This is a genomic window from Acidiphilium multivorum AIU301 (assembly GCF_000202835.1).
Lineage (GTDB): Bacteria > Pseudomonadota > Alphaproteobacteria > Acetobacterales > Acetobacteraceae > Acidiphilium > Acidiphilium multivorum.
Genome location: NC_015186.1, coordinates 2,685,647 through 2,710,128 on the forward strand (window position 1 = coordinate 2,685,647; position 24,482 = coordinate 2,710,128).

Consider the following 24,482-nt stretch of genomic DNA (forward strand, 5'->3'; position numbering starts at 1 on the left):
GCAGTCGCGCCGCCCGGCGTCCGGGCGGCGCGTTGTTGCAACCAGCGCTCAGGGAGAGCCTCATGACCGACAAGATCACGACGACCATCGGCAGCATCGACATCAAGGCCGCCGACGGTTCGGGCGCGTTCAAGGCCTACACCGTCACCCCCTCCGTCAAGCCGACCGGCGCGGTGGTGGTGATCCAGGAAATCTTCGGCGTGAACGACGCGCTGCGCGCGACCTGCCAGGAAATCGCCGAGATGGGCTTCATCGCCATCGCGCCGGACCTGTTCTGGCGGCAGGAGCCGGGCGTCGACCTCACCGACAAGTCCGAGGCCGAGTGGAAGCGCGCCTTCGAGCTGATGAACGGCTTCGACCAGGACAAGGGGATCGAGGATCTCAAGACCACCCTCGCCACCGCCCGCGCCCTGCCGGGCTGCAACGGCAAGGTCGGCACCGTCGGCTTCTGCCTCGGCGGCCGCCTCGCGGTGATGATGGCCACACGGTCGGACGCCGACGTGAACATCTCCTATTACGGCGTCATGCTCGACAAGCTGATCCCCGAATTCGGCAACATCGGCCGCAAGCTGGTGATGCACATGGCCGAGCTCGACGAGTTCGCCCCGAAAGAGGCGCGCGACGCGGTGATGGCGGCGACGAAGGGCAACGCCCTGGTCTCCTCGCATGTCTATCCCGCCGTCCACCACGCCTTCGCCCGCGTCAACGGCGTGCATTTCGACCGCCGCGCCGCCACCATCGCCAATGGCCGCACCGCCGAGGCGCTGGTCGAGGCGCTGTCCTGACCATGCGGGGCGCGGCGCGGCCGATCCGCCGCCGCGCCCTGCTCGCCGGGCTCGCCACGAGCCCGGCCCTCGCCCACACCACCGCCCGCGCCGCCGCGCCGCCATCCCCCACCACCGCCATCGCCGCCGCGATCGACTCGATTCCCCCCGGCCCCGCCCTGCTGGCGAGCTACCCCGACGCCGAAGCCAACCGCCGCTTCCCCGCCTTCTTCCCCGCCAATGACGGCGTCGCCTATGTCTATGACAACGCCCTCGCCGGCCTCGCGCTGATCGCCGCGGGCGACGCGCCGCGCGCCGCCCGCATCGCCGACGCCCTCGTCCTCGCCCAGACCCACGACCCCGATCACCGCGATTTCCGCCTGCGCAACGCCTACCGCGCCGGGACGATGCGCCTGCTCCACGGCGCCGTCCCCCTGCCCGGCTGGTGGGACGCGGCGGGCGGCCACTGGGCCGAGGACCCGTACCAGACCGGCAGCGAAACCGGCCCGATCGCCTGGGCCATCCTGCTCTGGACCGCACTCGCCCGCGCCAGGGTCAACGCGGCCCGCTACCGCGAGGCGGCAACACGCGCGGCGGACTGGATCGTCACCCAATGCCGCGCCCCGCGCGGCTTCACCGGCGGCGTGTTCGGCTTCCCGCCGCATCCGCAGCGCCTGCGCTGGACCAGCACGGAACAAAACACCGATCTCGCGGTGGCCTTCGCCCGGCTCGGCCGGCGGGCGGAGGCCGCCCACGCCGCGCGCTTCGTCCGCGCCATGCGCGATCCCGCCACCGGCCTGTTCGCCGCCGGCCTGCTGCCCGGCGGCGCCCCCAACCGCCTCGTCGCCGCGGACGCCAATCTCTGGCCGGTCCTCGCCGGCCTGGGCCCGCCCGCCGGAATCGCCGCCTGCCTCGGCGCGCTCGGCCAGCCGCGCGGCGCCCCGGCCGGAATCGGCTTCAGCGCCGCCAGCCAGGGACTCTGGACCGAGGGCACCGGCTTCGCGCTGCTCGCCCTGCGCCGCGCCGGCGGCCACCAGACAACGGCCGCCCGCTTCGCCGCCACGCTGCGCGCCGCGCGCACCCGCTCCGGATTCCTCCGGGCGACGGGCGGCGCCGTGCTGTCCACCGGCCTCGCGGTCGGGCCGGGCCGCGGCGCGAAGCCGTTCCTGTATTATCCCGTCCCCGCCCTCGCCCCCACGGCCTGGGCCGCGCTCGCCGATTCCGGCCACGACCCGCTGATCAGCTAACCGTTTCTCAGCCGTTCTTGCGCTCGACCGGTTTTTGCAGTTCTGTCGCCGTGCATTCGCCGTCCATTTTCGATCCGTCATTTCAGCCGCGAGACCATTTCAGGTGCCCCAGCCCGCCCATCTCCTATTGCGCCTCCCCGCCGAGCAACGACCCGCCTGGGCGCTCTTCGATCCGGTCTGGTACGCCCTCCGCCATCCGGACATCGCCGCCGGGCGCGACGAGGCCGCCCTGCTCGAATACTACCTCGCCGTCGGCGGCCGGCTGGGGCACAGCCCGAGCCCGCTCTTCGACGAAGGCTTCTACCGCGCCAGCAACCCCGACATCGCGGCGCTGGTCGCCGAGGGCGGCTACGCCTCGGGCTTCGATCATTTCTGCCAGTACGGCCATCGCGGCCTCTCGCCGCACTGGCTGTTCGACGACACGCTCTACGGCGACCTGCACGCCGACATGTCGCTCGAGAATCTCGACCGCCACCGCTGCTTCGGCCGCTACGACCACTGGCTGAAATCCGGCCAGCGCGAGCAGCGGATCTGCCACTTCCTGTTCGACAGCGCGTTCTACCGCCGCGAGGTCGAGGCGGCGGGAGAGGGCGCGGCGCGGCTCGAGTCCATGGGCCCCTTCGTCCACTATCTCTACGCGCTCTGGGACGACACGCCCGAACGCGCCACCTCGCCCTATTTCGACCCCGCCTGGTACGCCGCGATGCACGAATCCGCGCGCGACGACATCGCCGAGGGCCGCGCCCGCAACGCGCTGCACCACTACGTCACGCGCGGCGAGGCCGCCGGCTTCGACCCGGTGCCGGAATTCTCCGAGCGCTACCATCTCGACACCTATGACGACATCGCCGCCGCCGTCGAGGCCGGCGTGTTCCGCAGCGGCTACCATCATTTCGTCCGCTACGGCACGCTCGAACTACGCCGCCCCCGCGCCGACATCGACCTGATCTACTACCGCGACACCAACCCCCGCGTCCGCAACGATCTCGCCGCCGGCGCGGTGCGCGACGCCTTCGCCCATCTGCGCACGATCGGCCTGCGCGAGGGGCTCGACCACTGCCCGCCCGAGCGCGTGCCGGACCTGCCCGAACGCGCCGCCCGCCAGCTCTTCGAACTGCGCGCGCGCAACCAGTCCGCCCTGTTCGCCCGCCTGCGGGTCGACTTCGCCCCGTCCGCCCCGCCCACGCTCTCGGTCATCATGGTGCTGCACGAGAAATTCGAGCTGACCATGCAGGCGCTCGCCTCCCTGCGCGCCAACTTCCCCGGCGATCTCGACCTCATCCTGATCGACAACGGCTCGACCGACGCCACCGCCCGGATCGAGACCTATGTCCGCGGCGCGACCATCCTCCGCGAGCCCGGCAATCCCGGCTTCCTGCTCGCCTGCAACCGCGGCCTGCGCGAGGTCCGCGCCCCGGCGGTGCTTTACCTCAACAACGATGTCGAACTCGGCTTCGGCGCCATCGCCGCCGCCCTGCGCCGCCTCGCCTCGGCACCCGATATCGGCGCCGTCGGCGGCAAGGTCATACGCACCCATGGCCGCCTGCAGGAAGCCGGCTCCATCGTCTGGGCCGACGGCTCGACCCAGGGCTACCTGCGCGACGCCTCGCCGCTGGCCCCCGAGGCGAATTTCGTCCGCGACGTCGATTTCTGCTCCGGCGTCTTCCTGCTCTGCCGCACCGATCTCGTGCGCCGCCTCGGCGGCTTCGACGAAGCCTTCCGCCCCGCCTATTACGAGGAGGTCGATCTCTGCGTGCGGATGATCGAGGCCGGCTTCCGCGTCGTCTACGACCCGGACGTCACCATCCACCACCTCGAATACGGCAGTTCGAGCAACGCCGAGGCGGCGATGCAGCAGATGCGCCGCAACCGCCGCGTCTTCGTCCGCAAGCACAAGGCGTTCCTGCACTTCCAGCAGGCGCCGGCGCCGGGCGGCGAAATCCGCGCCCGCGCGCGCAACGGCGCCGGACGGCGGCTGCTGTTCCTCGAGGATACCGTGCCGCTCCGCCGCCTCGGCTCCGGCTTCGTCCGCGCCAACGACGTGGTGCACGCCATCGCCGATGCCGGCTGGCAGGTCTCGGTCCTGCCGGTGAACGGCGCGCGGCACGACCTGATGAGCCAGTTCGGCGACCTGCCCGAAACCGCCGAGGTGCTGCACGACCGCTCGATCATGACCCTGCCGGCCCTGCTCGCCGAGCGCCCCGGCTTCTACGACGCGGTCTGGATCTCCCGCACCCACAACCTGATGCGCACCGCCCCGATCTTCGAGGCGGCGGGGATCGATCCGGCCACAACGCCCTTCGTGGTCGATACCGAGGCCGTCGCCGCCACCCGCGAGGCCGAGGCCGCCGCCCTGCGCGGCGAGGCCGCGTTCGACCTCGCCGCCGCCGTCGCCGCCGAAATGCGCCCGGCCATGGTCTGCCGGCATGTCACCGCGGTGAACGAGGCGGAAGCCGCCCTGCTCCGCGCCGCCGGCCTGCCGGGCGTCGCCGTGCTCGGCACCATCCGCGCGCCCGATCCCACGCCGCGCCCCTTCGCCGCGCGCGCCGGCCTGCTCTTCGTCGCCAGCATCCACCGCGAGGACAGCCCGAATCTCGACAGCCTGCGCTGGTATCGCGACGAAATCCTGCCCGCCCTGCGGCGGATCATGGACGAGCCGCCGACCCTCAGCTTCGTCGGCTACACCGCGCCGGATCTCGACCTCGCCGAATTCCAGGGCATCCCGGGCATCGAGCTGCGCGGCACGGTGGCCGAGCTGCGCCCCGCCTATGACGAGCACCGCCTGTTCATCGCCCCCACCCGCTTCGCCGCCGGAACACCCTACAAGGTGTATGAAACCGCCTCGTTCGGCCTGCCCTGCGTGGCAACGAAGCTGCTCTGCCGCCAGCTCGGCTGGACCCCGGGCAAGGACATCGCCACCCCGGCCACCGCCGACGCCGCCGCCTTCGCCGCCGAGATCGCCTCGCTCTACCGCGACGAAACCCGCTGGACCGCGCTGCGCGATTCCGCCCTGCGCCGCCTCGCCGCGGAAAACGGCCGGGCCCCCTTCGAGGCCACGGTCCGCCGGATCCTCGACGCCATCAGCGCCTGACCGTTTTTGCGCCCGCCCGCGCGCCAGACCAGACACCCGCTCCAGCGCGCCTCAGACCGTATTTCTGCTCCGCCATCCGGTCGGCGGAGCAAAAATCCGGCTTACGCCGTCCGGTCGCCGCCCGCGCCGATCGCCGCCTGCGCCGCCGCCAGCCGCGCCACCGGCACCCGATACGGGCTGCACGACACGTAATCGAGCCCGATCTCCTCGCAGAACGCGATCGAGGCCGGATCGCCGCCATGCTCGCCGCAGATCCCGAGCTTGAGCCCGCCCTTGGTGCCCCGCCCGCGCTCGGCGGCGATGCGGATCATCCCGCCGACGCCCTCGATGTCGAGCGAGACGAACGGGTCCTTCGGCAGGATTCCGCTCTCGACATATTTCGGCAGGAACTTGCCGGCATCGTCGCGCGACAGGCCGAACACCGTCTGCGTCAGGTCGTTGGTGCCGAAGGAGAAGAAATCGGCCGACTGCGCGATCGTGTCCGCCGTCAGCGCCGCGCGCGGCAGCTCGATCATCGTGCCGATGCTGTAGTCCAGCACCCGCCCCGCCTCGTCGAACACCGCGCTGGCCACGCGCTCCACCTGCCCGCGGGTGATGTCCAGCTCGCGCTTCATCCCCACCAGCGGGATCATGATCTCCGGCACCGGCGCCTTGCCGGTCTCGGTCTCCACCTCCAGCGCCGCCTCGAAAATCGCCCGCGCCTGCATCTCGTAGATTTCCGGGAACGAAATGCCGAGGCGGCAGCCGCGATGCCCGAGCATCGGGTTCGCCTCGGAAAGCTCGGCCGCGCGCTGGCGCATCGCCTCGACGCCCATGCCCAGCGCCGCCGCCACTTCCTCAAGCTCCGCCTCGCCATGCGGCAGGAATTCGTGCAGCGGCGGGTCGAGCAGGCGGATCGTCACCGGCAGCCCCGCCATGATGCGGAACAGCGCCACGAAATCCTGCCGCTGATACGGCAGCAGCTTCGCCAGCGCCGCCCGCCGTCCGGCCTCGTCATGCGCCATGATCATCTGCCGCACCGCGCCGATCCGCTCCGGGTCGAAGAACATGTGCTCGGTGCGCGACAGGCCGATCCCCTCGGCGCCGAACTTGCGCGCCGTCTCGGCGTCCAGCGGCGTCTCCGCGTTCGCCCGCACCCGCAGCCGGCGCACCTCGTCGGCCCAGCCCATCAGCTTGGCGAAATCGCCCGACAGCTGCGGCTCGATCATCGGCACGAAGCCGGTGAAGATCTCGCCCGTCGCCCCGTCCAGCGTGATCGTGTCGCCCGCGCGCACGACCACCCCGCCGGCGGCGAGCGTCTTCGCACCGTAATCGACGTGAATGCCGCCCGCACCCGCAACGCAGGGCCGCCCCATCCCGCGCGCGACCACCGCCGCGTGGCTGGTCATCCCGCCCCGCGTGGTCAGGATGCCGCGCGCCGCGTGCATCCCGTGAATATCCTCGGGGCTGGTCTCGATCCGCACCAGGATCACCGCCTCGCCCTTCTGCGCCCGCATCTCCGCCTCGTCGGCCGAGAACACCACGATGCCCGACGCCGCCCCCGGCGAGGCCGGCAGCCCGCGCGCCAGCAGCGTCTTCTTCGCCTTCGGATCGAGCGTCGGATGCAGCAGCTGGTCGAGCGATTGCGGGTTCACCCGCGTCACCGCCTCGCGCTGGTCGATCAGCCCCGACTCCGCCATCTCCACCGCGATCCGCACGCTGGCCGGCGCGGTCCGCTTGCCGTTGCGCGTCTGCAACATGTACAGCTTCTGCCGCTGGATGGTGAATTCGATGTCCTGCATGTCGCGGTAATGCCGCTCCAGCGTCTCGCGCACCCGCACCAGCTCGGCATAGGCCTGCGGCATCGCCTCCTCCAGGCTGATCTCGCCCGGCTTCGCATAGGATTTCGACAGCGGCCGCGGCGTGCGGATGCCCGCCACCACGTCCTCGCCCTGCGCGTTCGGCAGATATTCGCCGTAGAACTCGTTCACCCCGGTCGAGGGATCGCGGGTGAAGCAAACCCCGGTCGCGCAATCCTCGCCCATGTTGCCGAACACCATCGCCTGCACGTTCACCGCCGTGCCCCAGTCGGCCGGGATCTCGTGCAGCCGCCGATAGGTGATCGCCCGCTGGTTCATCCACGAGCCGAACACCGCCCCCACCGCGCCCCAGAGCTGGTCGTGCGGGTCCTGCGGGAACGGATGGCCGGTCTCGGCCTGCACCACGTCCTTGTAGGCCTCGACCACGCGGTGCCAGTCCTGCGCCGAAAGCTGGGTATCCTCGGTCGCCCCCTCATCGAGCTTCACGTTCTCGATGATCTCCTCGAAGCGGTGATGTGCCACACCCAGCACCACCGAGCCGTACATCTGGATGAACCGCCGGTACGAATCCCAGGCGAAGCGCGCATCCCCCGCCCCCTCGGCCAGGCCCTGCACGGTGACGTCGTTGAGCCCGAGATTGAGCACGGTATCCATCATCCCCGGCATCGACACCCGCGCGCCCGAACGCACCGACACCAGCAGCGGGTTGTGCTTGTCGCCGAAGCGCCGCCCCACCTCGCTCTCGATCTTCGCCAGCGCCGCGTCCACCTGCTCGCGCAACCCTTCCGGATAGGCGCGGTCATTGTCGTAGAACGCGGTGCACACCTCGGTGGTGATGGTGAAACCCGGCGGCACCGGCAGGCCGATGCTCGCCATCTCGGCCAGGTTCGCCCCCTTGCCGCCAAGCAGGTTGCGCATTGCCGCCGAACCGTCGCTGGCGCCGGGACCGAAGCTGTAGACGTATTTGCTCATCGGGGCATTACCCTTCCAGTTTCGAGAAATCGGCGACGCGATGCATCACGTCGCGCAGGCGGGCCAGCAATCGCAAACGATTGCGGCGTAATTCTGCTCCCGTCGCGTTCACGGTCACATGATCGAAAAACGCGTCGACCGGCGCGCGCAGCGCCGCGAAACCCCGCATCGCGCCAGCGAAATCCTCATCGGCCAGGCGCCGCACGGCCTCGCGATCCACCGCCTCCAGCGCATCCGCGAGCGCGATCTCCGCCGCCTCGGCCAGCAACCCGGGATCGATCGTGCCCTCGTGCGGCCCGTCCTTCGCATCCTCGATCCTGAGGATGTTTGTACTCCGCCGATACGCCGCGAGCAGGTTCGCCCCGTCCTCGCTGGCCAGGAACGCCCCCAGCGCCTCGGTCCGCGCGATCAGCCGGGTCAGGTCGTCATCCCGTGCGGTATCCAGAACGGCATTCAGCACGTCGAACCGCTTGCCCTCGCCGCGCAGCTTCACCCGCAGCCGCTCGATGAGGAAGTCGAACACCTCCGCGCCCACCAGCGGCATCAGGTTCAGCCTGAGCCCGTTCTCCAGCACGATGCGGATCACCCCCAGCGCCGCCCGCCGCAGCGCGAACGGATCGCCCGACCCGGTCGGCGTCTCGCCGATGCGGAAGAACTCCCGCAGCGTGTCGATCTTGTCCGCCAGCGCCACGGCGGCGGAAACAACCCCCGAAGGCACCTCGTCCGACGGGCCTTTCGGCTGGTAATGCGTGCGGATCGCCCCGGCGATCGCGTCGCCCTCGCCGGACGCCTCGGCGTAATACCCGCCCATGATGCCCTGAAGCTCGGGGAACTCGCCGACCATCCCGCTCACGAGATCCGCCTTGCACAGCCGCCCGGCCCGCGCCGCCGCATCCGCCGCCGCCGCATCCGCGCCCAGCGCCAGCGCGATCTCCCGCGCCAGCGCCTCGATCCGCCCGGCCCGCGCATGCTGGGTGCCGAGCTTCGCGTGGAACGTCACCGCATCGAGCTTCGGCAGCCACGAGTCCAGCGTCTGCTTCCGGTCCTGCGCCCAGAAATGCTCCGCATCCGCGAGCCTTGCCCGCAGCACCCGCTCATTGCCGGCGATGATCGCCGCCCCGCCGTCATTCGCCGCGATATTGGCGACGAAGGCGAAATAGGGCGCCGGGTTCCCCGCCGCGTCGCGCGTCGCGAAATAGCGCTGGTTCACCTTCATCGACAGTTCGCGCACCTCCGGCGGCAGCGCCATCTGCCCCGGATCGATCGCCCCGATCAGGCAGACCGGCCACTCCACCAGCCCCGCGACCTCGTCCAGCAGCCCCGCATCCCCGGCAACGCTCAGCCCCTTTGCTCCGGCCGCCGCGCGCAGCCCCTCCGCGATCGTTTTTCTCCGCTCATCGGCATCGACGATCACGCGCCGCGCCCGCAGCTCCTCCTGCCATTGCGCGGCGGAGGTCACCCGGAACGCGCCCGGCGCGAGAAACCGATGCCCCTCGCTCTGATCCCCGCTCGCCACCGGCCCGAGCGTGAACGGAATCACCGCGCCATCGAGCAGGCACACCACCCGCCGCAACGGCCGCACCCAGGTGAACGCCCCGCTCTGCCCCCAGCGCATCGATTTCGGCCAGCCGAAACCGGCCAGCGCCTGCGCGAATTCACCCGCGATCAGCTCGCCCGCCGGCCGCGACGGCAGGTTCCGCCGGAGCAGGAAATACCCGTCCTCCTCGACCAGCTCTTCCCGCGCCGCACCGTTCTTGCGCAGGAACCCCTCCAGCGCCTGCGGCGGTGCCGAGAGCTTCGGCCCCCGCACTTCGCTCGCCGATTCCGGCACCTCGGCGTCGATCGTCGCCACGACGGCAATCCGCCGCGCGGCGCCGAAGGCCTTTATATCGCGCGGCGACAGCGGCGCGAGCTGCGCGCCCACCAGCTTCGCGAGCTGCTCGGCCGCCGCTTCCTGCATCCGCGCCGGAATTTCCTCGGAGAAAAGCTCCAGAAAGAACTCAGCCATTCTTCCGCGCCTCCGCCTCGGCCCGCTCGCCGGCGACCCAGACCTCCGCGCACGCCTTCGCCAGCGCCCGCACCCGGCCGATATACGCGGCGCGCTCGGTCACCGAAATCACCCCCCGCGCATCCAGCAGGTTGAACAGATGGCTCGCCTTGATGCACTGGTCATAGGCCGGCTGCGCCAGCCCCCGCCCCACCAGCGCCCCGCATTCCTGCTCCGCATCCCCGAAATGCCGCATCAGCATTTCGGTATCGGCGAATTCGAAATTATGCGCCGAATAGTCTTTCTCCGCCCGGAGAAAAACATCGCCATAGCTCAGCGCGTGCGGCCCCTCGGCGTCGTTGAAGCGGAGCGAGAACACGTTCTCCACCCCCTGCACATACATCGCCAGCCGCTCCAGCCCGTAGGTCATCTCGAAGCTCGGCACATCCACCGCGATCCCGCCGACCTGCTGGAAATAGGTGAACTGCCCCACCTCCATCCCGTCGCACCAGATCTCCCAGCCGAGTCCCCAGGCGCCCAGCGTCGGGCTCTCCCAGTCATCCTCGACGAAGCGGAAATCGTGCCGCAGCGGATCGAGCCCGATCTCCCGATAACTCGCCAGCAGCAGTTCCTGCGCGTCCGCCGGCGAGGGCTTCATGATCACCTGGTACTGATAATAATGCTGCAACCGGTTCGGATTCTCGCCATACCGCCCGTCCGAGGGCCGGCGCGAGGGCTGCACATAGGCCGCCGCCCACGGCTTCGGCCCGAGCGAGCGCAGCGTGGTCGCCGGATGGAAGGTTCCGGCCCCCATTTCCATGTCGTAGGGCTGCAGGATCACGCAGCCCTGGCGGGCCCAGAACCGGTGCAGCGCGAGAATGATATCCTGAAAGCTCAGGGCGTGTTTCTGGTCTTGCATGGGTCCGTGATATGGAGCCGGTGATTTCGCAGGCGTTTTCGCGATGCACCATTACGAGGCAAGGGGCATGAGGGCAAGATTCGGACGGGCCGACCTGATCGGAATCGCGGTGGTGATCGCGCTCGCCGCCGCCGCCGCCGGCTTCCGCATGGCGACGATCGAGCCCCGCGCCTATGTCGGCCTCTGCGCCGCCGCCCACGCCCCGCTCGTCTGCGCCCCGCGCCACGCCGTGCTCTGGCTGCAATACGAGCGGCTGTTCGGCTTTCCCGCCCTGCTGCTCGGCCTGCTCGCCTTCGCCTTCGCCAGCCGCGCGCTCGGCGTCGCCGGCGCAGCCCTCGGCATCGTCGCCGTCATCAATTACAACGGCACCGAAGGCATCGTCGGCGCCGCCCTCGCCTTGTGGGGCTGGCTCGAAGCCGCGATGCCCGCCGCTTTCGACCGGGGAGAAGGACAACGCCATGCGCGCGAATAGCCACACCATGCTCGATTTCGACCTCGGCGAGGAGATCGACGCCCTGCGCGATTCGGTCCGCCGCTTCGCCGCGGCCGAAATCGCCCCCCGCGCCGCCGCGATCGACCGCGACAACGATTTCCCGCACGATCTCTGGTCGAAGATGGGCGACATCGGCCTGCTCGGCATCACCGTGCCCGAGCAATATGGCGGGGCCGGCCTGGGCTATCTCGCCCATTGCGTCGCGATGGAGGAAATCTCCCGCGCCTCGGCCTCGGTCGGCCTGTCCTACGGCGCACATTCCAATCTCTGCGTCAACCAGATCCGCCTCAACGGCACCGAGGCCCAGCGCGAGCGCTACCTGCCGGACCTCGTCTCCGGCCGCAAGGTCGGCGCGCTCGCGATGTCCGAGCCCAATGCCGGGTCGGACGTCGTCTCGATGCGCCTGCGCGCCGAGAAGCGCGGCAATTCCTACGTGCTGAACGGATCGAAAATGTGGATCACCAACGGCCCCGAGGCCGACACGCTGGTGGTCTACGCGAAAACCGACCCCGAGTCCGGCCCGCGCGGCATCACCGCCTTCCTCGTCGAGAAGACCATGCCCGGCTTCTCCTGCGCCCAGAAGCTCGACAAGCTCGGCATGCGCGGCTCCAACACCGGCGAGCTGGTCTTCGAGGATTGCGTCGTCCCCGAATCGAACGTGCTCGGCGGGGTCGGCCGCGGCGTCAACGTGCTGATGAGCGGGCTCGACTACGAGCGCGCCGTCCTCGCCGCCGGCCCCCTCGGCATCATGCAATCGGCGCTCGACATCGTGATCCCCTATGTCCACGAGCGCGAGCAGTTCGGCCAGAAGATCGGCGAGTTCCAGCTCATCCAGGGCAAGCTCGCCGACATGTACGTGACGATGAGCGCCGCCCGCGCCTATGTCTACGCGGTGGCCAAGGCGTGCGACCGTGGCCGGACCACCCGCAAGGACGCCGCCGGCGCCATCCTCTACGCCGCCGAGAAGGCGACCTGGATGGCGCTGGAGGCGATCCAGTGCCTCGGCGGCAACGGCTACATCAACGACTACGCCACCGGCCGCCTGCTGCGCGACGCGAAACTCTACGAGATCGGCGCCGGCACCTCGGAAATCCGCCGGATGCTGATCGGCCGCGAACTCTTCCGCGAAACCGCCTGACCCGCGGCCCGCGCCAGGGGGGATTTGACGCCGGCGAAAAACTGCGGCACCGGAAGCGGCCATGCGCCATTTCCTGGATTTCGAGAAGCCGGTCGCCGAGCTGGAAGCCAAGATCGAGGAGCTGCGCCGGATGACCGATCCGGGCGAGCTCAACATCGCCGAAGAGGTCACCCTCCTGTCCGACAAGGCGGAGCGGCAGTTGCGCACCCTCTACGGCAGGCTCTCGCCCTGGCAGAAGACCCAGGTCGCCCGCCATCCCGAGCGGCCCAAGGCGCGCGACGTCATCGCCGGGCTGATCACCGAATTCACCCCGCTGGCCGGCGACCGCGGCTTCGGCGAGGATGCCGCCATCGTCGCCGGGCCGGGCCGCTTCAAGGGCGAGCCGGTCATGGTCATCGCCATCGAGAAGGGCTGGGATCTCGAATCGCGGCTGAAGCACAATTTCGGCTCGCCCCGGCCGGAGGGCTACCGCAAGGCGCGCCGCCTGATCGAGATGGCCGGCCGCTTCGGCCTGCCCGTGCTCTCCTTCGTCGACACCTCCGGCGCCTATCCCGGCGTCGATGCCGAGGCGCGCGGCCAGGCCGAGGCGATCGCCCGCGGCATCGATGCCTGCCTCGCCGCCCCGGTCCCCTTCATCGCGACCATCATCGGCGAGGGCGGCTCCGGCGGCGCCATCGCCATCGCCGCCGCCGATACCGTGCTGATGTTCGAGCACGCGATCTATTCCGTGATCTCGCCCGAGGGCTGCGCCGCCATCCTGTGGGAAGACCGCGCCAACGCCGCCCAGGCCGCCGAGGCGATGAAGATCACCGCCCAGGACCTCAAGCGCCTCGGCATCATCGACCGCATCGTGCCCGAGCCGCTCGGCGGCGCCCATCGCGACCCCCAGGCCGCGATCACCGCCCTCGGCGCCGCGATCGCCGAAACCCTGCCCGGCCTCGCCGCCCTCGCGCCCGAGGCCCTGCGCGCGAAACGCCGCGAGAAATTCCTCGCCATCGGCCAGACCCTGCCGGTCTGACCGACTCGTTTCCCGGTCAGGCCCTGCCGGCCTGACAGACTTGTGTCCCGGTCAGGCCCTGCCGGCCTGACCGTGTGCTTGCGGTCAGCCCGGCAGATGCTTCGCGATATAGGGCGGCAGCACGAAGCTCGCCGCGTGCATCTCCGGCGACCAGTATTCCGTGGTCCCGAGAATCCCCGCCGCTTCCGCCCGCGCGCGGATCGTCGCCGCCGGCAGACGGGTGAGTTCCGGGTCCTTGCCGGCCCAGCCCAGCGTCATGAACCCGCCGACATAGGTCGGCACCGCGGCGACATAGGCGGTCACGTGCGGAAAGAATTTCCGCCGCCGCGCCGAGGTCTCGCGCAGCTCGTCCGCCTGCATGAACGGCACGCCGCACTGGTTCACCACCAGCCCCCGCGCGGTCAGGATGCGCGCGCAATTGGCATAGAAATCGTCGGTGAACAGCACCTCGCCCACCCCGATCGGATCGGTCGAATCGACGATGATGACGTCGAAACTCGCATCCGGCGCCTTCTTCACATAGTCGATCCCGTCGCCGACGATCACCTCCGCGCGCGGATCGTCCCAGGCCTCGCCCGCGATCTTCGGCAGGAACTCCTTCGCCAGCCGGATCACCTCGCCGTCGATCTCGACCATCACCGCCCGCTCGACGCCCTTGTGCATCAGCACCCGCCGCAGCACGCCGCCATCGCCGGCGCCGATGATCAGCACCGATCGCGCCGCCCCATGCGCCAGCAGCGGCACATGCGTCAGCATCTCCTGGTAGACGAACTCGTCGCCCTCGGTGATCTGCACGATGCCGTCCAGCATCATCACCCGCCCGTGGAACTCGCTCTCAAAGATCGCGATGTCCTGGAAGTCGCTCTTCGTCCGCGCCAGCTCGCGCGTCACCCCGAAGCGCTGGCCCCAGAACGGATACAGCGTCTCGTTCACCCACATGTCGGTCATGTCTTCGCTCCATGCGAAAACACCGCCCTGCCGGTGGCAAGGCGGTGTGTCGTCATCAACGGTTTCGCCTCAGGCGGTGACGCCGCGGCGCTGTTCGCCCACCTGCACGTCGCTCGGCGAGAACGCCGCGCGCAGGAACGGGATCGCCTTGTAGGGATCGCACACGCCGCACATGAAGATGTCGATCGCGGCGTAGTTGCGCTCCGGCCAGGTGTGGATCGAGATATGGCTCTCCGCCAGCACCACCACGCCGGACACGCCGCCATTCGGCGTGAAATGGTGGAAATGGCTGTGCAGGATCGTCGCCCCGGCGGCGAGCGCGCCCTCGCGCAGCGTCGCGTCGATCAGCTCGGGACTGTCGAGCTTCTCGGCCCCCCACAAATCCACGAGCAGATGCGTCCCGGCGAATTTCACGCCGTCACGCTCGACGAAATAATCCTTCGGCACGGCGACCTCATCGGTCGCGTCCTGAGCAACAGTCTGGTTTTCGCTCGGAATTTCCGAGACCATCCCCAGTCGGGCAAGTGCGTTCATCGCGAACCCCCTCAACCAGTGACAGCCTGTAGAACGCGGCACCGCGCCGCGCCCCCCGGGGCCAAGAGCGCGCGATATGCGGAAAAACCTCTGGACTTGCAAGGGGTTTTTCAAGGTTCTTCGATGAAATTTTACCCCCCCTGCGCAGGGGGGCAATGCGCGCCGGTTATGACGCCGCGCCGGCTCGGAGCGAAAACACCTCCGCGCCGATCAGCGCGAGGTCCTGCGGGCGCGACAGCCGGTGCTCCCCGTCCTTGACCAGCGTCACCCGCACATCCTCGCCCGTTACCGCCTCGGCGATCCGCAGCGCGGTCCGCCACGGCACCTCGGCGTCGCGCTGCCCCTGGATCAGCCGCACCGGCGCATCGATCGGAATCGGCCCGCCGAGCACGAGGTTCCGCCGCCCATCCTCCAGCAACGCCGCGGTCACCGGCGTCGGCGCGCCATAGGGATTGGGCAGGTGCAAGATGCCATCCCGCGCCAGCGCCGCCCGCGCCGCGTCATCGAAGGCGGGCTCCATCAGCTCGGCGGTGAAATCGGGTGCCGCGGCGATGCCGACGAACCCCGCCAGCCGCGCCCCGAGCCGCCGCGCCAGCAGCAGCCCGATCCACCCTCCCATCGACGATCCGACCAGCACGAGCTTTTGCTCCGGCACCATGGCGGCGATCACCTCTGCGGCATCGTCGGCCCAGCGCCCGATCGTCCCCTCCTCGAACCGCCCGCCCGACTGCCCGTGCCCGGAATAGTCGAGCCGCAGCATCGCCCGCCCGCGTGCCGCGCATTCGTCGCGCAGGAACAGCGCCTTGGTCCCCTGCATGTCCGAGGCGAAGCCGGGCAGGAACACCACCACGGGCCCCGCGCCGCGCAGAAGGGCACAGGCGAGGCTGGTCCCGTTCGCCCCGATCCGCGCCACGCTCTCGTCCATCCGGCCCTCCCCTTCGCTGCCCGCGCATGGTATCGGCGCGGCGCACGAAAGGTCCGCCATGCGCCATCCCTCGGATTATGCGATTCTACAGGTTCTGCCGCGTCTGGAAACCGGGGGCGTGGAGCAGGTGGTGGTCGAGCTGACCGAGGCCGTCGCCCGCACCGGCGCCCGCGCCTTCGTCGCCAGCCAACCGGGCCGCCTGGTCCGCGCGGTCGAGCGCGCCGGCGGACGGCATGTCGGGATCGACCTCGAATCCCGCAACCCGCTGAAGATCCTCGCCGCCGCGCGCCGCCTCGCCCGGCTGATCCGCGCCGAGCGGATCTCCCTCGTCCACGCCCATTCCCGCGCCCCGGCCATCGCCGCCCGCCTCGCCGCCCGCCGCTGCGGCGTGCCCTTCGTCACCACCTATCACGGCGCCTATGGCCAGCGCGGCCCGCTCAAGGCGCGCTACAACGCGGTGATGGCCTCGGGCGACCGGGTGATCGCGATCTCCGGCTTCATCGCCGATCTCGTCCGCGCCCGCCACGGCGTCGGGGCGGACCGCCTGCGCATCGTCCCCGGCGGGGTGGACTGCGCGAAATTCGACCCCGACGCCGTGGGCGGCCGGCGGATGGAGGCACTCGCCCGCGCCTGGCCCCTGCCCGACGGCGCGCCGGTGATCATGCTCCCCGCCCGGCTCACAGGCTGGAAGGGCCAGCGCGTCGCCATCGAGGCGCTCGCCCGCATGCGCCACCGCGACCCGATCCTCCTCCTCGTCGGCGCCGCCCAGGGGCGCGAGGCCTATCGCCGCTCCCTGGTCGAGACGATCCGCCGGCTCGATCTCGTCCCCCGCGTCGTCTTCGCCGGCGACTGCGCGGACATGCCCGCCGCCTACAAGCTGGCGGACATCGTGGTGAACGCCTCGACCGACCCCGAAGCCTTCGGCCGCACCATCGTCGAGGCCCAGGCGATGCGGCGGATCGCCATCGCCACCGATCACGGCGCCGCCCGCGAAACCATCCGCCACGGCGAAACCGGCTGGCGCACCAAACCCGGCGACCCCGCCGACCTCGCCGCCGCCCTCGACGCCGCGCTCGACCTGCCGCCCGAATCCCGCCTCGCGATGGGCGAGGCCGCCCGCGCCTATGTCGCCGAATTCTACTCGATCGCGGCGATGCAGAACGGCAATCTCGCCGTCTACGACGAGCTGCTGGGATGACATCGACGCCGCGCATCCTCGTCATCCGCCACGGCGCGCTGGGCGACATCGTCCTCAGCTTCCCCGCCTTCGCCGCCATCCGCGCCGCCCATCCCGCCGCCGAGATTTCGCTCCTGACCACGAAACCCTTCGCCGCCTGGCTCGAAGCCGCCCCCTGGTTCGACCGCGTGATGATCGACCCGAAGCCCGGCCCGCTCGACCTCGCCGGCCTGCGCCGCCTGCGCCGCGCCCTCGGCGGCTTCGCGATGGTCTACGACCTGCAAACCTCCGGCCGCTCCAGCCGCTATTTCCGCCTCGCCGGACGCCCGCCCTGGTCCGGCATCGCCTCCGGCTGCGCCTTCCCCCACGCCGACCCCGCGCGCGACCGCACCCACACCCGCGAACGGATCGAAGGCCAGCTCGAAGCCGCGCGCATCCCCCTGCCGCTGCCCCTCCCCGACCTGTCCTGGACGCTCGCCGCCCCGCCCATCCCCCTGCCGGAGCGCTTCGTCGCGCTGATCCCCGGCGCCGCCCCGCACCGGCCGGAAAAGCGCTGGCCGGCGGAAAACTTCGGCGCCCTCGCCGCCGGGCTCGACCTCCCCTCCGTCGTCCTCGGCACCGCGTCCGAAGCCCCGCTCGCCGCCGCCATCGCCGCCCGCGCCCCGCGCACGCTCGACCTCACCGGCCGCACCACGATCCCCCAGCTCGCCGGCACCCTCGCCCGCGCCAGCCTCGCCATCGGCAACGATACCGGCCCGATGCACCTCGCCGCCGCCCTCGGCGTCCGTTCCGTCGTGCTGTTCGGCGGCGCCTCCGATCCCGCGCTGACCGCCCCGCGCGCCCCCGATGGCGGCTGGCCCGCCATCCTCCGCCGCCCCGATCTCGCCGCCCTTGCGGTGGCGGACGTTGCCGCCGCCGCGCAGGATGGGCATAACGACGCGTCATCCCCGCCCTGAAGGAGCACGCAATGCCCGCGATCACCCTGCCCGACGGTTCCGTCCGCGACTATCCGGGCCCCGTCACCGGCACCGAGATCGCCGCCTCCATCGGCCCCGGCCTCGCGAAGGCGGCGCTGGCGATGGAGGTCGACGGCAAGATGATGGACCTCTCCCGCACGCTCGATGCCGATGCGCGCCTCCGCTTCATCACCCGCCGCGATGCCGACTCCCTCGAGCTCATCCGCCACGACGCCGCCCATGTGATGGCCGAGGCGGTGCAGGCGCTCTACCCCGGCACCCAGGTCACCATCGGCCCCGCCATCGAGGGCGGCTTCTATTACGATTTCTTCCGCAACGAGCCCTTCACCCCGGACGACCTGCCGGCGATCGAGGCGAAGATGCGCGAGATCATCGCCGCCAACGCCCCCTTCACCCGCGAGGTCTGGGACCGCGACGAGGCGATCCGCTTCTTCGAAGCCCGCGGCGAGCGCTTCAAGGCCGAGCTGATCCGCGACCTGCCAGCCAGCGAGACCATCACCATCTACCGCCAGGGCGACTGGCTCGATCTCTGCCGCGGCCCGCACATGCGCGGCACCGGCGATATCGGCGGCGCCTTCAAGCTGACCAAGGTCGCCGGCGCCTACTGGCGCGGCGATCACCGCAACCCGATGCTCAGCCGCATCTACGGCACCGCCTGGCGTGACCAGAAGGAGCTGGATGCCCATCTGAAGCAGCTTGAGGAGGCCGAACGCCGCGACCACCGCAAGATCGGCCGGCAGATGGACCTCTTCCACATGCAGGAGGAAGCCGTCGGCAGCGTGTTCTGGCACGAGAAGGGCTGGCGCCTCTACCGCACGGTGGAGGCCTATATGCGCCGCCGCCAGGAGGAATTCGGCTATATCGAGGTCCGCACCCCGCAGCTGCTCGACCGCAAGCTCTGGGAAGCCTCCGGCCACTGGGACAATTACCGCAGCCACATGTTCATCGCCGAGGTCGAGGACGAGGACAAGGTCCTCGCCGTCAAGCCGATGAACTGCCCCTGCCACGTGCAGATCTTCAATCACGGCCTGCGCTCCTACCGCGAGCTGCCGCTGCGCATGGCCGAGTTCGGCGCCTGCCACCGCTACGAGCCCTCCGGCGCGCTGCACGGCATCATGCGCGTCCGCGCCTTCGCCCAGGACGACGCCCATATCTTCTGCACCGAGGACCAGATCGCCGATGAAACCGTCCGCTTCGTCGAGATGCTCCGCCGCGTCTACGCCGATTTCGGCTTCCCCGAATTCGCGGTGAAATTCGCCGACCGCCCGACCCCGCGCTCCGGGTCGGACGAGGTGTGGGACAAGGCCGAGGCCGCGCTGCGCTCGGCCTGCGAAACCGCCGGCGTCACCTTCACCGTCAATCCCGGCGAGGGCGCCTTCTACGGCCCGAAACTCGAATTCGTCCTCCGCGACGCGATCGGGCGGGACTGGCAGTGCGGCACGCTCCAGGTCGATTTCGTCCTCCCCGAGCGGCTCGACGCCTCCTACGTCACCGCCGAGTCCGGCCGCGCCCGCCCGGTCATGCTGCACCGCGCGATCGTGGGCAGTTTCGAGCGCTTCATCGGCATATTGATCGAGAACTGCGCCGGCCGCTTCCCGCTCTGGCTCGCCCCCACCCAGGCGGCCGTGGCCAGCATCGTCACCGACGCCAACGACTATGCCGAGACGGTCGCGGCGAAACTCAAGGAAGCCGGCCTCGCCGTCGCCACCGACACCCGCAACGAAAAGATCAACGCCAAGGTGCGCGATCTCTCGCTCGCCCTGGTGCCGAACATCCTCGTCGTCGGCCGGCGCGAGGCCGAGCAGCAAACCGTCTCGATCCGCCGCCTCGGCTCCGACAAACAGGACAGCATGACCCTCGACGAGGCCGTCGCCACCCTCAAGGCAGAAGCCACCCCGCCCGACCTGCGCTAGTTTTTTGCTCCTCCGTTCCTTCGGGCGAAGGCGGCGCCCGAACGGGAGCGGAGCAGAAGAAGCAAAAAGGGAGCAAAATTCTTGCCCACCCTGGCGCAGGTGTGTTCTTGTTCCGTTCATGGATGTCGCCCGCCGTTTCCGCGCCCTGATCGACACGCTATGCGACGCCGTCGCCCGGCGCGGGGCTGCCGGCGCCTTCGGCCCCGGGAGCGGCGCCCTCACCATCCTGCTCTGGACCCGCCTGCGCCGCTACGCCACATCTTTGCTCCGCCTCTGCGCCGACGATGTTTCTGCGCCGCGCCCGCGTCCCTCTCGCCGCCGGGCGCGCCCGCCGGCCAATCCCGCAAGGCTCGCCTTGCCGCGCCGCACCGCCTGGCTTCTCGCTCCGGTCCCCGAGGCCGTCGCCGCCGCCGGCCAGCTCCGCGCCCTGCTCGCCGATCCCGAATTGCAGCGCCGCATCGGCGAGGAACCGCGCCTCGGCCGCATCCTCCGCCCGCTCTGCCGCTGCCTCGGCGTGAAACTCCCCGCGCCGCTCCGCCTCCCGCCGCGCGCAGGCAGCAGGAAGCGGACCAAGCCCGCCCCCGCAAGCAGCGCGCATGCGAGAGGAGCAGAATCACGGCCGCTGGCGTGCCGGTTCCGCCCGCCCGCCGCCTGCGCGCCGCCGCGCCGGCGCAACCGCGCCCCGCCGCTCGTCCGGTCCCGATGATGATCCCGTCAGGCGCGCCCGCTCAGCCGAGCAGGGCGACCGCCCGCGCGCATTGCGCCGCCGCCTCGCGAATCGCGGGCAGGATGCGGCGCATCACCTCGTCATGCGACACCCGCGCCGCGTTGGTGGCGACATTCAGCGCCACCGCCTGCCGCTGCCCCTTGCCCGGCACCGCCACCGCGACCGAGCGCAGGCCGAATTCGAGTTCCTGGTCGTTCAGCGCGAACCCGTCCCGCCGCACCGTCGCCAGCCGTTCGAGCAGCCGGCCGACATCGGTGATGGTCGCGGGCGTGAACCCCTGCAACGGCGCCCGCCCGTACCGGGCGCGCACCTCGTCATCGCTCAGGGTGGCGAGCAGCGCCTGGCCCATCGAGGTCGCATGCGCCGGCAGCCTGGTGCCGACCCCGAGCGACAGCGCCATCAGCCGCTGCGGCGCCGCCGAGCGCGCGACGTACACGATGTCGGTCCCGTCCAGCACCGCCGCCGAGCTCGATTCGCCGAGCTCGCGCGTCAGCCCGGTCAGATAGGGTTCGATGAGTTCGGGAAAACGCAGGCTGCCGAGATAGGCGTAACCGAGTTCCAGCACGCGCGGGGTGAGCGCGAACCACCGGTCGGTCTGCACGGCGTAGCCGAGATCGCACAGGGTGAGCAGGAACCGCCGCGCCGCCGAGCGCTGCAACCCGGTGACGCGGGCGGCGTCCGACAGGGTCATTTTCGGCCGGTCCGGCCCGAAGGCGCAGAGGATGGCAAGGCCGCGGGCGAAACTCTCGACATGGTCGCGCGGATTGGCCGGCGCGGCGGCCGGCGGGGCGGGCTGGATGGAATCGGCGGACAGGGACGACATTCGTGCGTTCTGCGCCCATCTGCCCCGCGCTTGCAAGATGGCGGACCGGCGCGCCGGGGAATCGCAAACATGCGTCTTGCGGAAAGCGTCCTTGCGGTTTCCCCCGCGCTTGTCCACAGGCTTATTCAGATTTCTGTGGACAACTCGCCGGAGATTGCCGAGGCGGCTGGCCGGTTTCGCCGGCCTGGACGGGCTCAGCCCTTGACCCTGGCACCGGTGCCGTCGGTCACGCTCACCTCGATCGGAATGCCGCGGGCGACCGAGGCGCCGACCGTGCAGAACTGTTCGAACTGGCCGAGAATCCGATCGAGATGCCCGATCGTCCCCGCCTCGGCGGCAAACCCGATCGCGACCTGGATCGCCTGCACCCGCAGCCGCCGGTTCTCGTCCCGGTCCACGGTGGCCCGCGCGGTGGTGGTGATCGCGCCGGGCGCCTCGCGGAACTTGGTCATCGCGAAATGAAAGCTGGAGGACATGCACGAGCCCACCGCCGCGAGCAGCAGCTGCACCGGCTCCGGCCCCGCCCCGCCGCCGAGCGGCGGCGGCTCGTCGGACACCAGCTTCGGCAGCCCGCCGCCGAATTCGGTCTCGAAGCGGAAATTCTCGATCTGACGCAGGACGATCTCGTGCGTGTCGGCCATCGGAGCCCCTCCTTCTGCTGCCGTGCAACATGCACGCAACCGGCGGCAACCGCCAGATGGCCGAAGGCGGACCTGCTCAGAGCCCGAAATAGGCCTCGTGCACGGCGTCGCTCGCCTCGAGCTCGGCCCGCGTGCCGGAAAGCCGCACCCGCCCGCCATCGATCAGGTAGCCCCGGTCGGCCAGCGGCAGGAAGGCGACGTTCTGTTCGGCGATCAGCAGCGTCATCCCGCCGGTGATCGCGGTCTTCAGCACGTCGACCACCTGCTTGACGAAGACCGGCGCGAGGCCGGACGAGGGTTCGTCCATCAGCAGCAGCTTCGGTTCGCAGACCAGCACCTTGGCGATGCCGAGCATCTTGCGCTGCCCGCCGGACAGGCTGGAGGCGAGGTCGCGCCGCTTGCCGGCGAGGGCGGGAAACAGGTCGTAGAGCCGGGCGCTGCGCCGCCGCACCTCGGCGGCCGAGAGGAAATAGCCGCCGAGGCGGATGTTCTCCTCGATGGTCAGGCCGGGAAACACGCCGAGTTCGGACATGAAGGCGATGCCGCGGCGGATGCGCTGGTCCGGCGGCAGGGCGCCGACCGCCTCGCCATCGAAGGTGATCGTCCCGCCGGTGCAGGGCAGCAGGCCGATGATCGTGCGCAGCAGCGTGGTCTTGCCGGCGCTGTTGGCGCCGAGCAGGATCACCGTCTCGCCCGCGTTCACCGCGAGGTCGATGCCCCAGAGAACCTGCATCGGGCCATACCCGGACTCGACGCCCTTGAGTGCGAGAAGGGTCATGCCGTCAGCCTCCGATGAACGCGGCGACCACGTCCGGGTCCCGCGACGCCGCCTTGAGCGAACCCTCGAACAGCATCCGCCCCGCGCCCAGCACGATCACCCGGTCGGTGATGCGGTTGAGGAAATCGAGCAGATGCTCGACGACGATGAGCGCGATGCCCCGCGCGGCGAGCGATTTCAGCAGTTCGGCGATGCCCCCGAGCTCCGCCGGATTGAGCCCCGCGCCGATCTCGTCGATCAGCAGCAGCCGCGGATTGGTCGCCAGCGCGCGGCCGAGATCGAGCATCTTCTGCTGGTTGACGGTCAGCGCCCCGGCGATCGCGTCGGCGTGGTCGGCGAGCCCGATGCCGGCGAGGATCTCGTCGATATCCACCGCGCCGCGCCCGGCGAAGGTCGCGGCAACCTCGATGTTCTCGCGCACCCGCATCGCGCGGAAGCATTTCGGCACCTGGAAGCTGCGGTTGATGCCGAGCCGGGCGATGCGGTACAGCGGCAGGCGCTGGATTTCCCGCCCCTCGAACAGGATGCGCCCGGCATCGGCCTGGTGCACCCCGGAGATGACGTTGATCGTCGTCGTCTTGCCGGAACCGTTGGGGCCGACCAGGCCGAGAATCTCGCCTTCGGATATCGAGAAACTCTGCCGGTCGAGCACGGTGAGCCCGCCGAAGCGCTTGCTCACCCCGTCCAGCCGGAGCAGCGGTTCAGAGGACATCGACATTTCTCCGGATCAGCAGCGACATCAGGCCGTTGGGCAGGAACAGCACCAGCAGCACGATCAGCAGCCCGTAGAGCAGTTCGAAATATTGCGGCGCGGAGACGCCGATCACCGCGTAGAACGCATAGAGCAGGGCCGCGCCGAGCAGCGGGCCGATCACCGTGCCCACCCCGCCGAACAGGGCGAAGACGATGGCGAAGACCGAAATCTGCAGGGTGAACACCGCGTCGGGGTAGAACACCGACAGGTTCCACGCATAGGCGCCGCCGACCAGCCCGGCGATGCCGGCCGAGGCCAGCCAGACGATGAGGCGCTCGCGCACGATGTTGACACCCGCGAGCCCCGCGCTGATCGGGTCCTGGTGCATCGCCCGCAGCCCGAGCCCGAATCGCGAGCGGCGGAAATACGCGGCAAGCCCGGTGGCGAGCAACAGGATCGCCAGCATCGTCGCGTAGCTCGCCGTGGGCGCGTAGACCTGCTCGATCTTCACGCCATAGGGCCCGCCGGTCACATGCTTGAGCGCCTCGTTCGCCACCACGTAGTAGATGATCTGCGAGGCGGCGAGATTGGCGATCGAGAAATACGCGCCTGACAGGCGCAGCAGCGGCCCGAGGATGAGCCCGACCACGACCGCCGCCAACCCGCCGCCAAGCACGCAGACCAGCACCGGCAGGCCGGTGAAGGTGACCAGCAGCGAGGTGGCATAGGCGCCGGTGCCGAAGAAGCCGACATAGCCGAACGGCAGATATCCGGTGAAGCCGTAGAGCAGGTTCAGCCCCTGGGCGAGCGCCATGAACGTCATCATGGTGAACAGCACGGACTGGTTGCCATAGACATGCGGCAGGACCAGGAAGGCGGCGGCGAGGATCGCCAGCACCGCGACGGGATAACGCATT

21 protein-coding genes are annotated in these 24,482 nt (G+C 70.2%); 10 read left to right on the plus strand and 11 right to left on the minus strand.

Annotation, left to right across the window (positions count from 1 at the left end):
* Positions 1 to 62 precede the first annotated feature (62 nt).
* The 3 genes from ACMV_RS12110 to ACMV_RS12120 all read left to right on the plus strand — a co-directional run bounded on the left by ACMV_RS12110 (position 63) and on the right by ACMV_RS12120 (position 5,102).
* Entirely contained in the window at positions 63 to 785 is a 723-nt protein-coding gene (locus ACMV_RS12110) for a dienelactone hydrolase family protein (RefSeq protein WP_013640584.1), read from the plus strand.
* 2 nt (positions 786 to 787) lie between these two features.
* Positions 788 to 2,011, plus strand: coding sequence for a hypothetical protein (locus tag ACMV_RS12115; protein WP_013640585.1), 1,224 nt, complete (start codon positions 788 to 790; stop codon positions 2,009 to 2,011).
* Between the two features lie 103 nt (positions 2,012 to 2,114).
* Positions 2,115 to 5,102, plus strand: coding sequence for a glycosyltransferase (locus ACMV_RS12120; RefSeq protein ID WP_013640586.1), 2,988 nt, complete (start codon positions 2,115 to 2,117; stop codon positions 5,100 to 5,102).
* 101 nt (positions 5,103 to 5,203) lie between these two features.
* Here ACMV_RS12120 and ppdK read toward each other — a convergent pair whose 3' ends face one another.
* Genes ppdK through ACMV_RS12135 form a run of 3 tightly spaced genes read right to left on the minus strand, consistent with a single transcriptional unit; the run spans position 5,204 to position 10,779 of the window.
* Complete coding sequence (gene ppdK, locus ACMV_RS12125; RefSeq protein ID WP_013640587.1) at positions 5,204 to 7,873, minus strand: pyruvate, phosphate dikinase; 2,670 nt, start codon at positions 7,871 to 7,873, stop codon at positions 5,204 to 5,206.
* A 7-nt stretch (positions 7,874 to 7,880) separates the two neighbouring features.
* On the minus strand, positions 7,881 to 9,881 hold the full coding sequence (gene glyS / locus ACMV_RS12130; protein WP_013640588.1) for a glycine--tRNA ligase subunit beta: 2,001 nt from the start codon (positions 9,879 to 9,881) through the stop codon (positions 7,881 to 7,883).
* The gene (locus ACMV_RS12135) at positions 9,874 to 10,779 is read right to left on the minus strand and encodes a glycine--tRNA ligase subunit alpha (RefSeq protein WP_013640589.1); all 906 of its coding nucleotides are present in this window, start codon (positions 10,777 to 10,779) and stop codon (positions 9,874 to 9,876) included. The genes glyS and ACMV_RS12135 overlap by 8 nt, the downstream gene beginning before the upstream one ends.
* A gap of 67 nt (positions 10,780 to 10,846) precedes the next feature.
* On the opposite strand from ACMV_RS12135, the gene ACMV_RS12140 reads away from it, so the two are divergent.
* From ACMV_RS12140 to ACMV_RS12150, 3 genes are all read left to right on the plus strand, one after another.
* Positions 10,847 to 11,251, plus strand: a complete 405-nt coding sequence (locus ACMV_RS12140; RefSeq protein WP_041665072.1) for a hypothetical protein — start codon at positions 10,847 to 10,849, stop codon at positions 11,249 to 11,251.
* Positions 11,238 to 12,410 carry an isovaleryl-CoA dehydrogenase gene (locus ACMV_RS12145; protein ID WP_012039867.1) on the plus strand — a complete coding sequence of 391 codons (1,173 nt, stop codon included), beginning with the start codon at positions 11,238 to 11,240 and terminating at the stop codon, positions 12,408 to 12,410. Before ACMV_RS12140 ends, ACMV_RS12145 begins: the two co-directional genes overlap by 14 nt.
* A gap of 61 nt (positions 12,411 to 12,471) precedes the next feature.
* Positions 12,472 to 13,428 carry an acetyl-CoA carboxylase carboxyltransferase subunit alpha gene (locus ACMV_RS12150; RefSeq protein ID WP_007423469.1) on the plus strand — a complete coding sequence of 319 codons (957 nt, stop codon included), beginning with the start codon at positions 12,472 to 12,474 and terminating at the stop codon, positions 13,426 to 13,428.
* A gap of 84 nt (positions 13,429 to 13,512) precedes the next feature.
* Here the strand turns inward: ACMV_RS12150 and speE are convergent, their stop codons facing one another.
* From speE to ACMV_RS12165, 3 genes are all read right to left on the minus strand, one after another.
* Entirely contained in the window at positions 13,513 to 14,376 is an 864-nt protein-coding gene (speE, locus tag ACMV_RS12155; RefSeq protein WP_007423468.1) for a polyamine aminopropyltransferase, read from the minus strand.
* A 69-nt stretch (positions 14,377 to 14,445) separates the two neighbouring features.
* The gene (gene speD / locus ACMV_RS12160; RefSeq protein WP_007423467.1) at positions 14,446 to 14,910 is read right to left on the minus strand and encodes an adenosylmethionine decarboxylase; all 465 of its coding nucleotides are present in this window, start codon (positions 14,908 to 14,910) and stop codon (positions 14,446 to 14,448) included.
* Positions 14,911 to 15,076: 166 nt separating this feature from the next.
* Entirely contained in the window at positions 15,077 to 15,835 is a 759-nt protein-coding gene (locus tag ACMV_RS12165) for an alpha/beta hydrolase (protein ID WP_007423466.1), read from the minus strand.
* 58 nt (positions 15,836 to 15,893) lie between these two features.
* On the opposite strand from ACMV_RS12165, the gene ACMV_RS12170 reads away from it, so the two are divergent.
* The 4 genes from ACMV_RS12170 (at position 15,894) to ACMV_RS12185 (ending at position 20,608) form a co-directional block, all read left to right on the plus strand.
* Positions 15,894 to 17,033 carry a glycosyltransferase family 4 protein gene (locus ACMV_RS12170; protein WP_013640591.1) on the plus strand — a complete coding sequence of 380 codons (1,140 nt, stop codon included), beginning with the start codon at positions 15,894 to 15,896 and terminating at the stop codon, positions 17,031 to 17,033.
* Positions 17,030 to 17,968 (plus strand): glycosyltransferase family 9 protein, encoded by a 939-nt coding sequence (locus tag ACMV_RS12175; protein ID WP_012039870.1) that lies wholly within the window; start codon positions 17,030 to 17,032, stop codon positions 17,966 to 17,968. The genes ACMV_RS12170 and ACMV_RS12175 overlap by 4 nt, the downstream gene beginning before the upstream one ends.
* A gap of 11 nt (positions 17,969 to 17,979) precedes the next feature.
* Positions 17,980 to 19,902 (plus strand): threonine--tRNA ligase, encoded by a 1,923-nt coding sequence (thrS, locus tag ACMV_RS12180; RefSeq protein ID WP_013640592.1) that lies wholly within the window; start codon positions 17,980 to 17,982, stop codon positions 19,900 to 19,902.
* A gap of 118 nt (positions 19,903 to 20,020) precedes the next feature.
* Positions 20,021 to 20,608, plus strand: a complete 588-nt coding sequence (locus tag ACMV_RS12185) for a hypothetical protein (RefSeq protein ID WP_013640593.1) — start codon at positions 20,021 to 20,023, stop codon at positions 20,606 to 20,608.
* A 22-nt stretch (positions 20,609 to 20,630) separates the two neighbouring features.
* Here ACMV_RS12185 and ACMV_RS12190 read toward each other — a convergent pair whose 3' ends face one another.
* The 5 genes from ACMV_RS12190 to ACMV_RS12210 form a co-directional block, all read right to left on the minus strand.
* On the minus strand, positions 20,631 to 21,452 hold the full coding sequence (locus tag ACMV_RS12190; protein WP_013640594.1) for an IclR family transcriptional regulator domain-containing protein: 822 nt from the start codon (positions 21,450 to 21,452) through the stop codon (positions 20,631 to 20,633).
* 194 nt (positions 21,453 to 21,646) lie between these two features.
* Positions 21,647 to 22,093 (minus strand): OsmC family protein, encoded by a 447-nt coding sequence (locus tag ACMV_RS12195; RefSeq protein WP_007422452.1) that lies wholly within the window; start codon positions 22,091 to 22,093, stop codon positions 21,647 to 21,649.
* Between the two features lie 76 nt (positions 22,094 to 22,169).
* Positions 22,170 to 22,871, minus strand: a complete 702-nt coding sequence (locus ACMV_RS12200; RefSeq protein ID WP_013640595.1) for an ABC transporter ATP-binding protein — start codon at positions 22,869 to 22,871, stop codon at positions 22,170 to 22,172.
* 4 nt (positions 22,872 to 22,875) lie between these two features.
* Positions 22,876 to 23,583: an ABC transporter ATP-binding protein gene (locus tag ACMV_RS12205; RefSeq protein ID WP_013640596.1), complete on the minus strand. Its 708-nt coding sequence runs from the start codon at positions 23,581 to 23,583 to the stop codon at positions 22,876 to 22,878.
* The gene (locus tag ACMV_RS12210; RefSeq protein WP_007422456.1) at positions 23,573 to 24,481 is read right to left on the minus strand and encodes a branched-chain amino acid ABC transporter permease; all 909 of its coding nucleotides are present in this window, start codon (positions 24,479 to 24,481) and stop codon (positions 23,573 to 23,575) included. Before ACMV_RS12210 ends, ACMV_RS12205 begins: the two co-directional genes overlap by 11 nt.
* Between the last annotated feature and the right edge of the window lies 1 nt (position 24,482).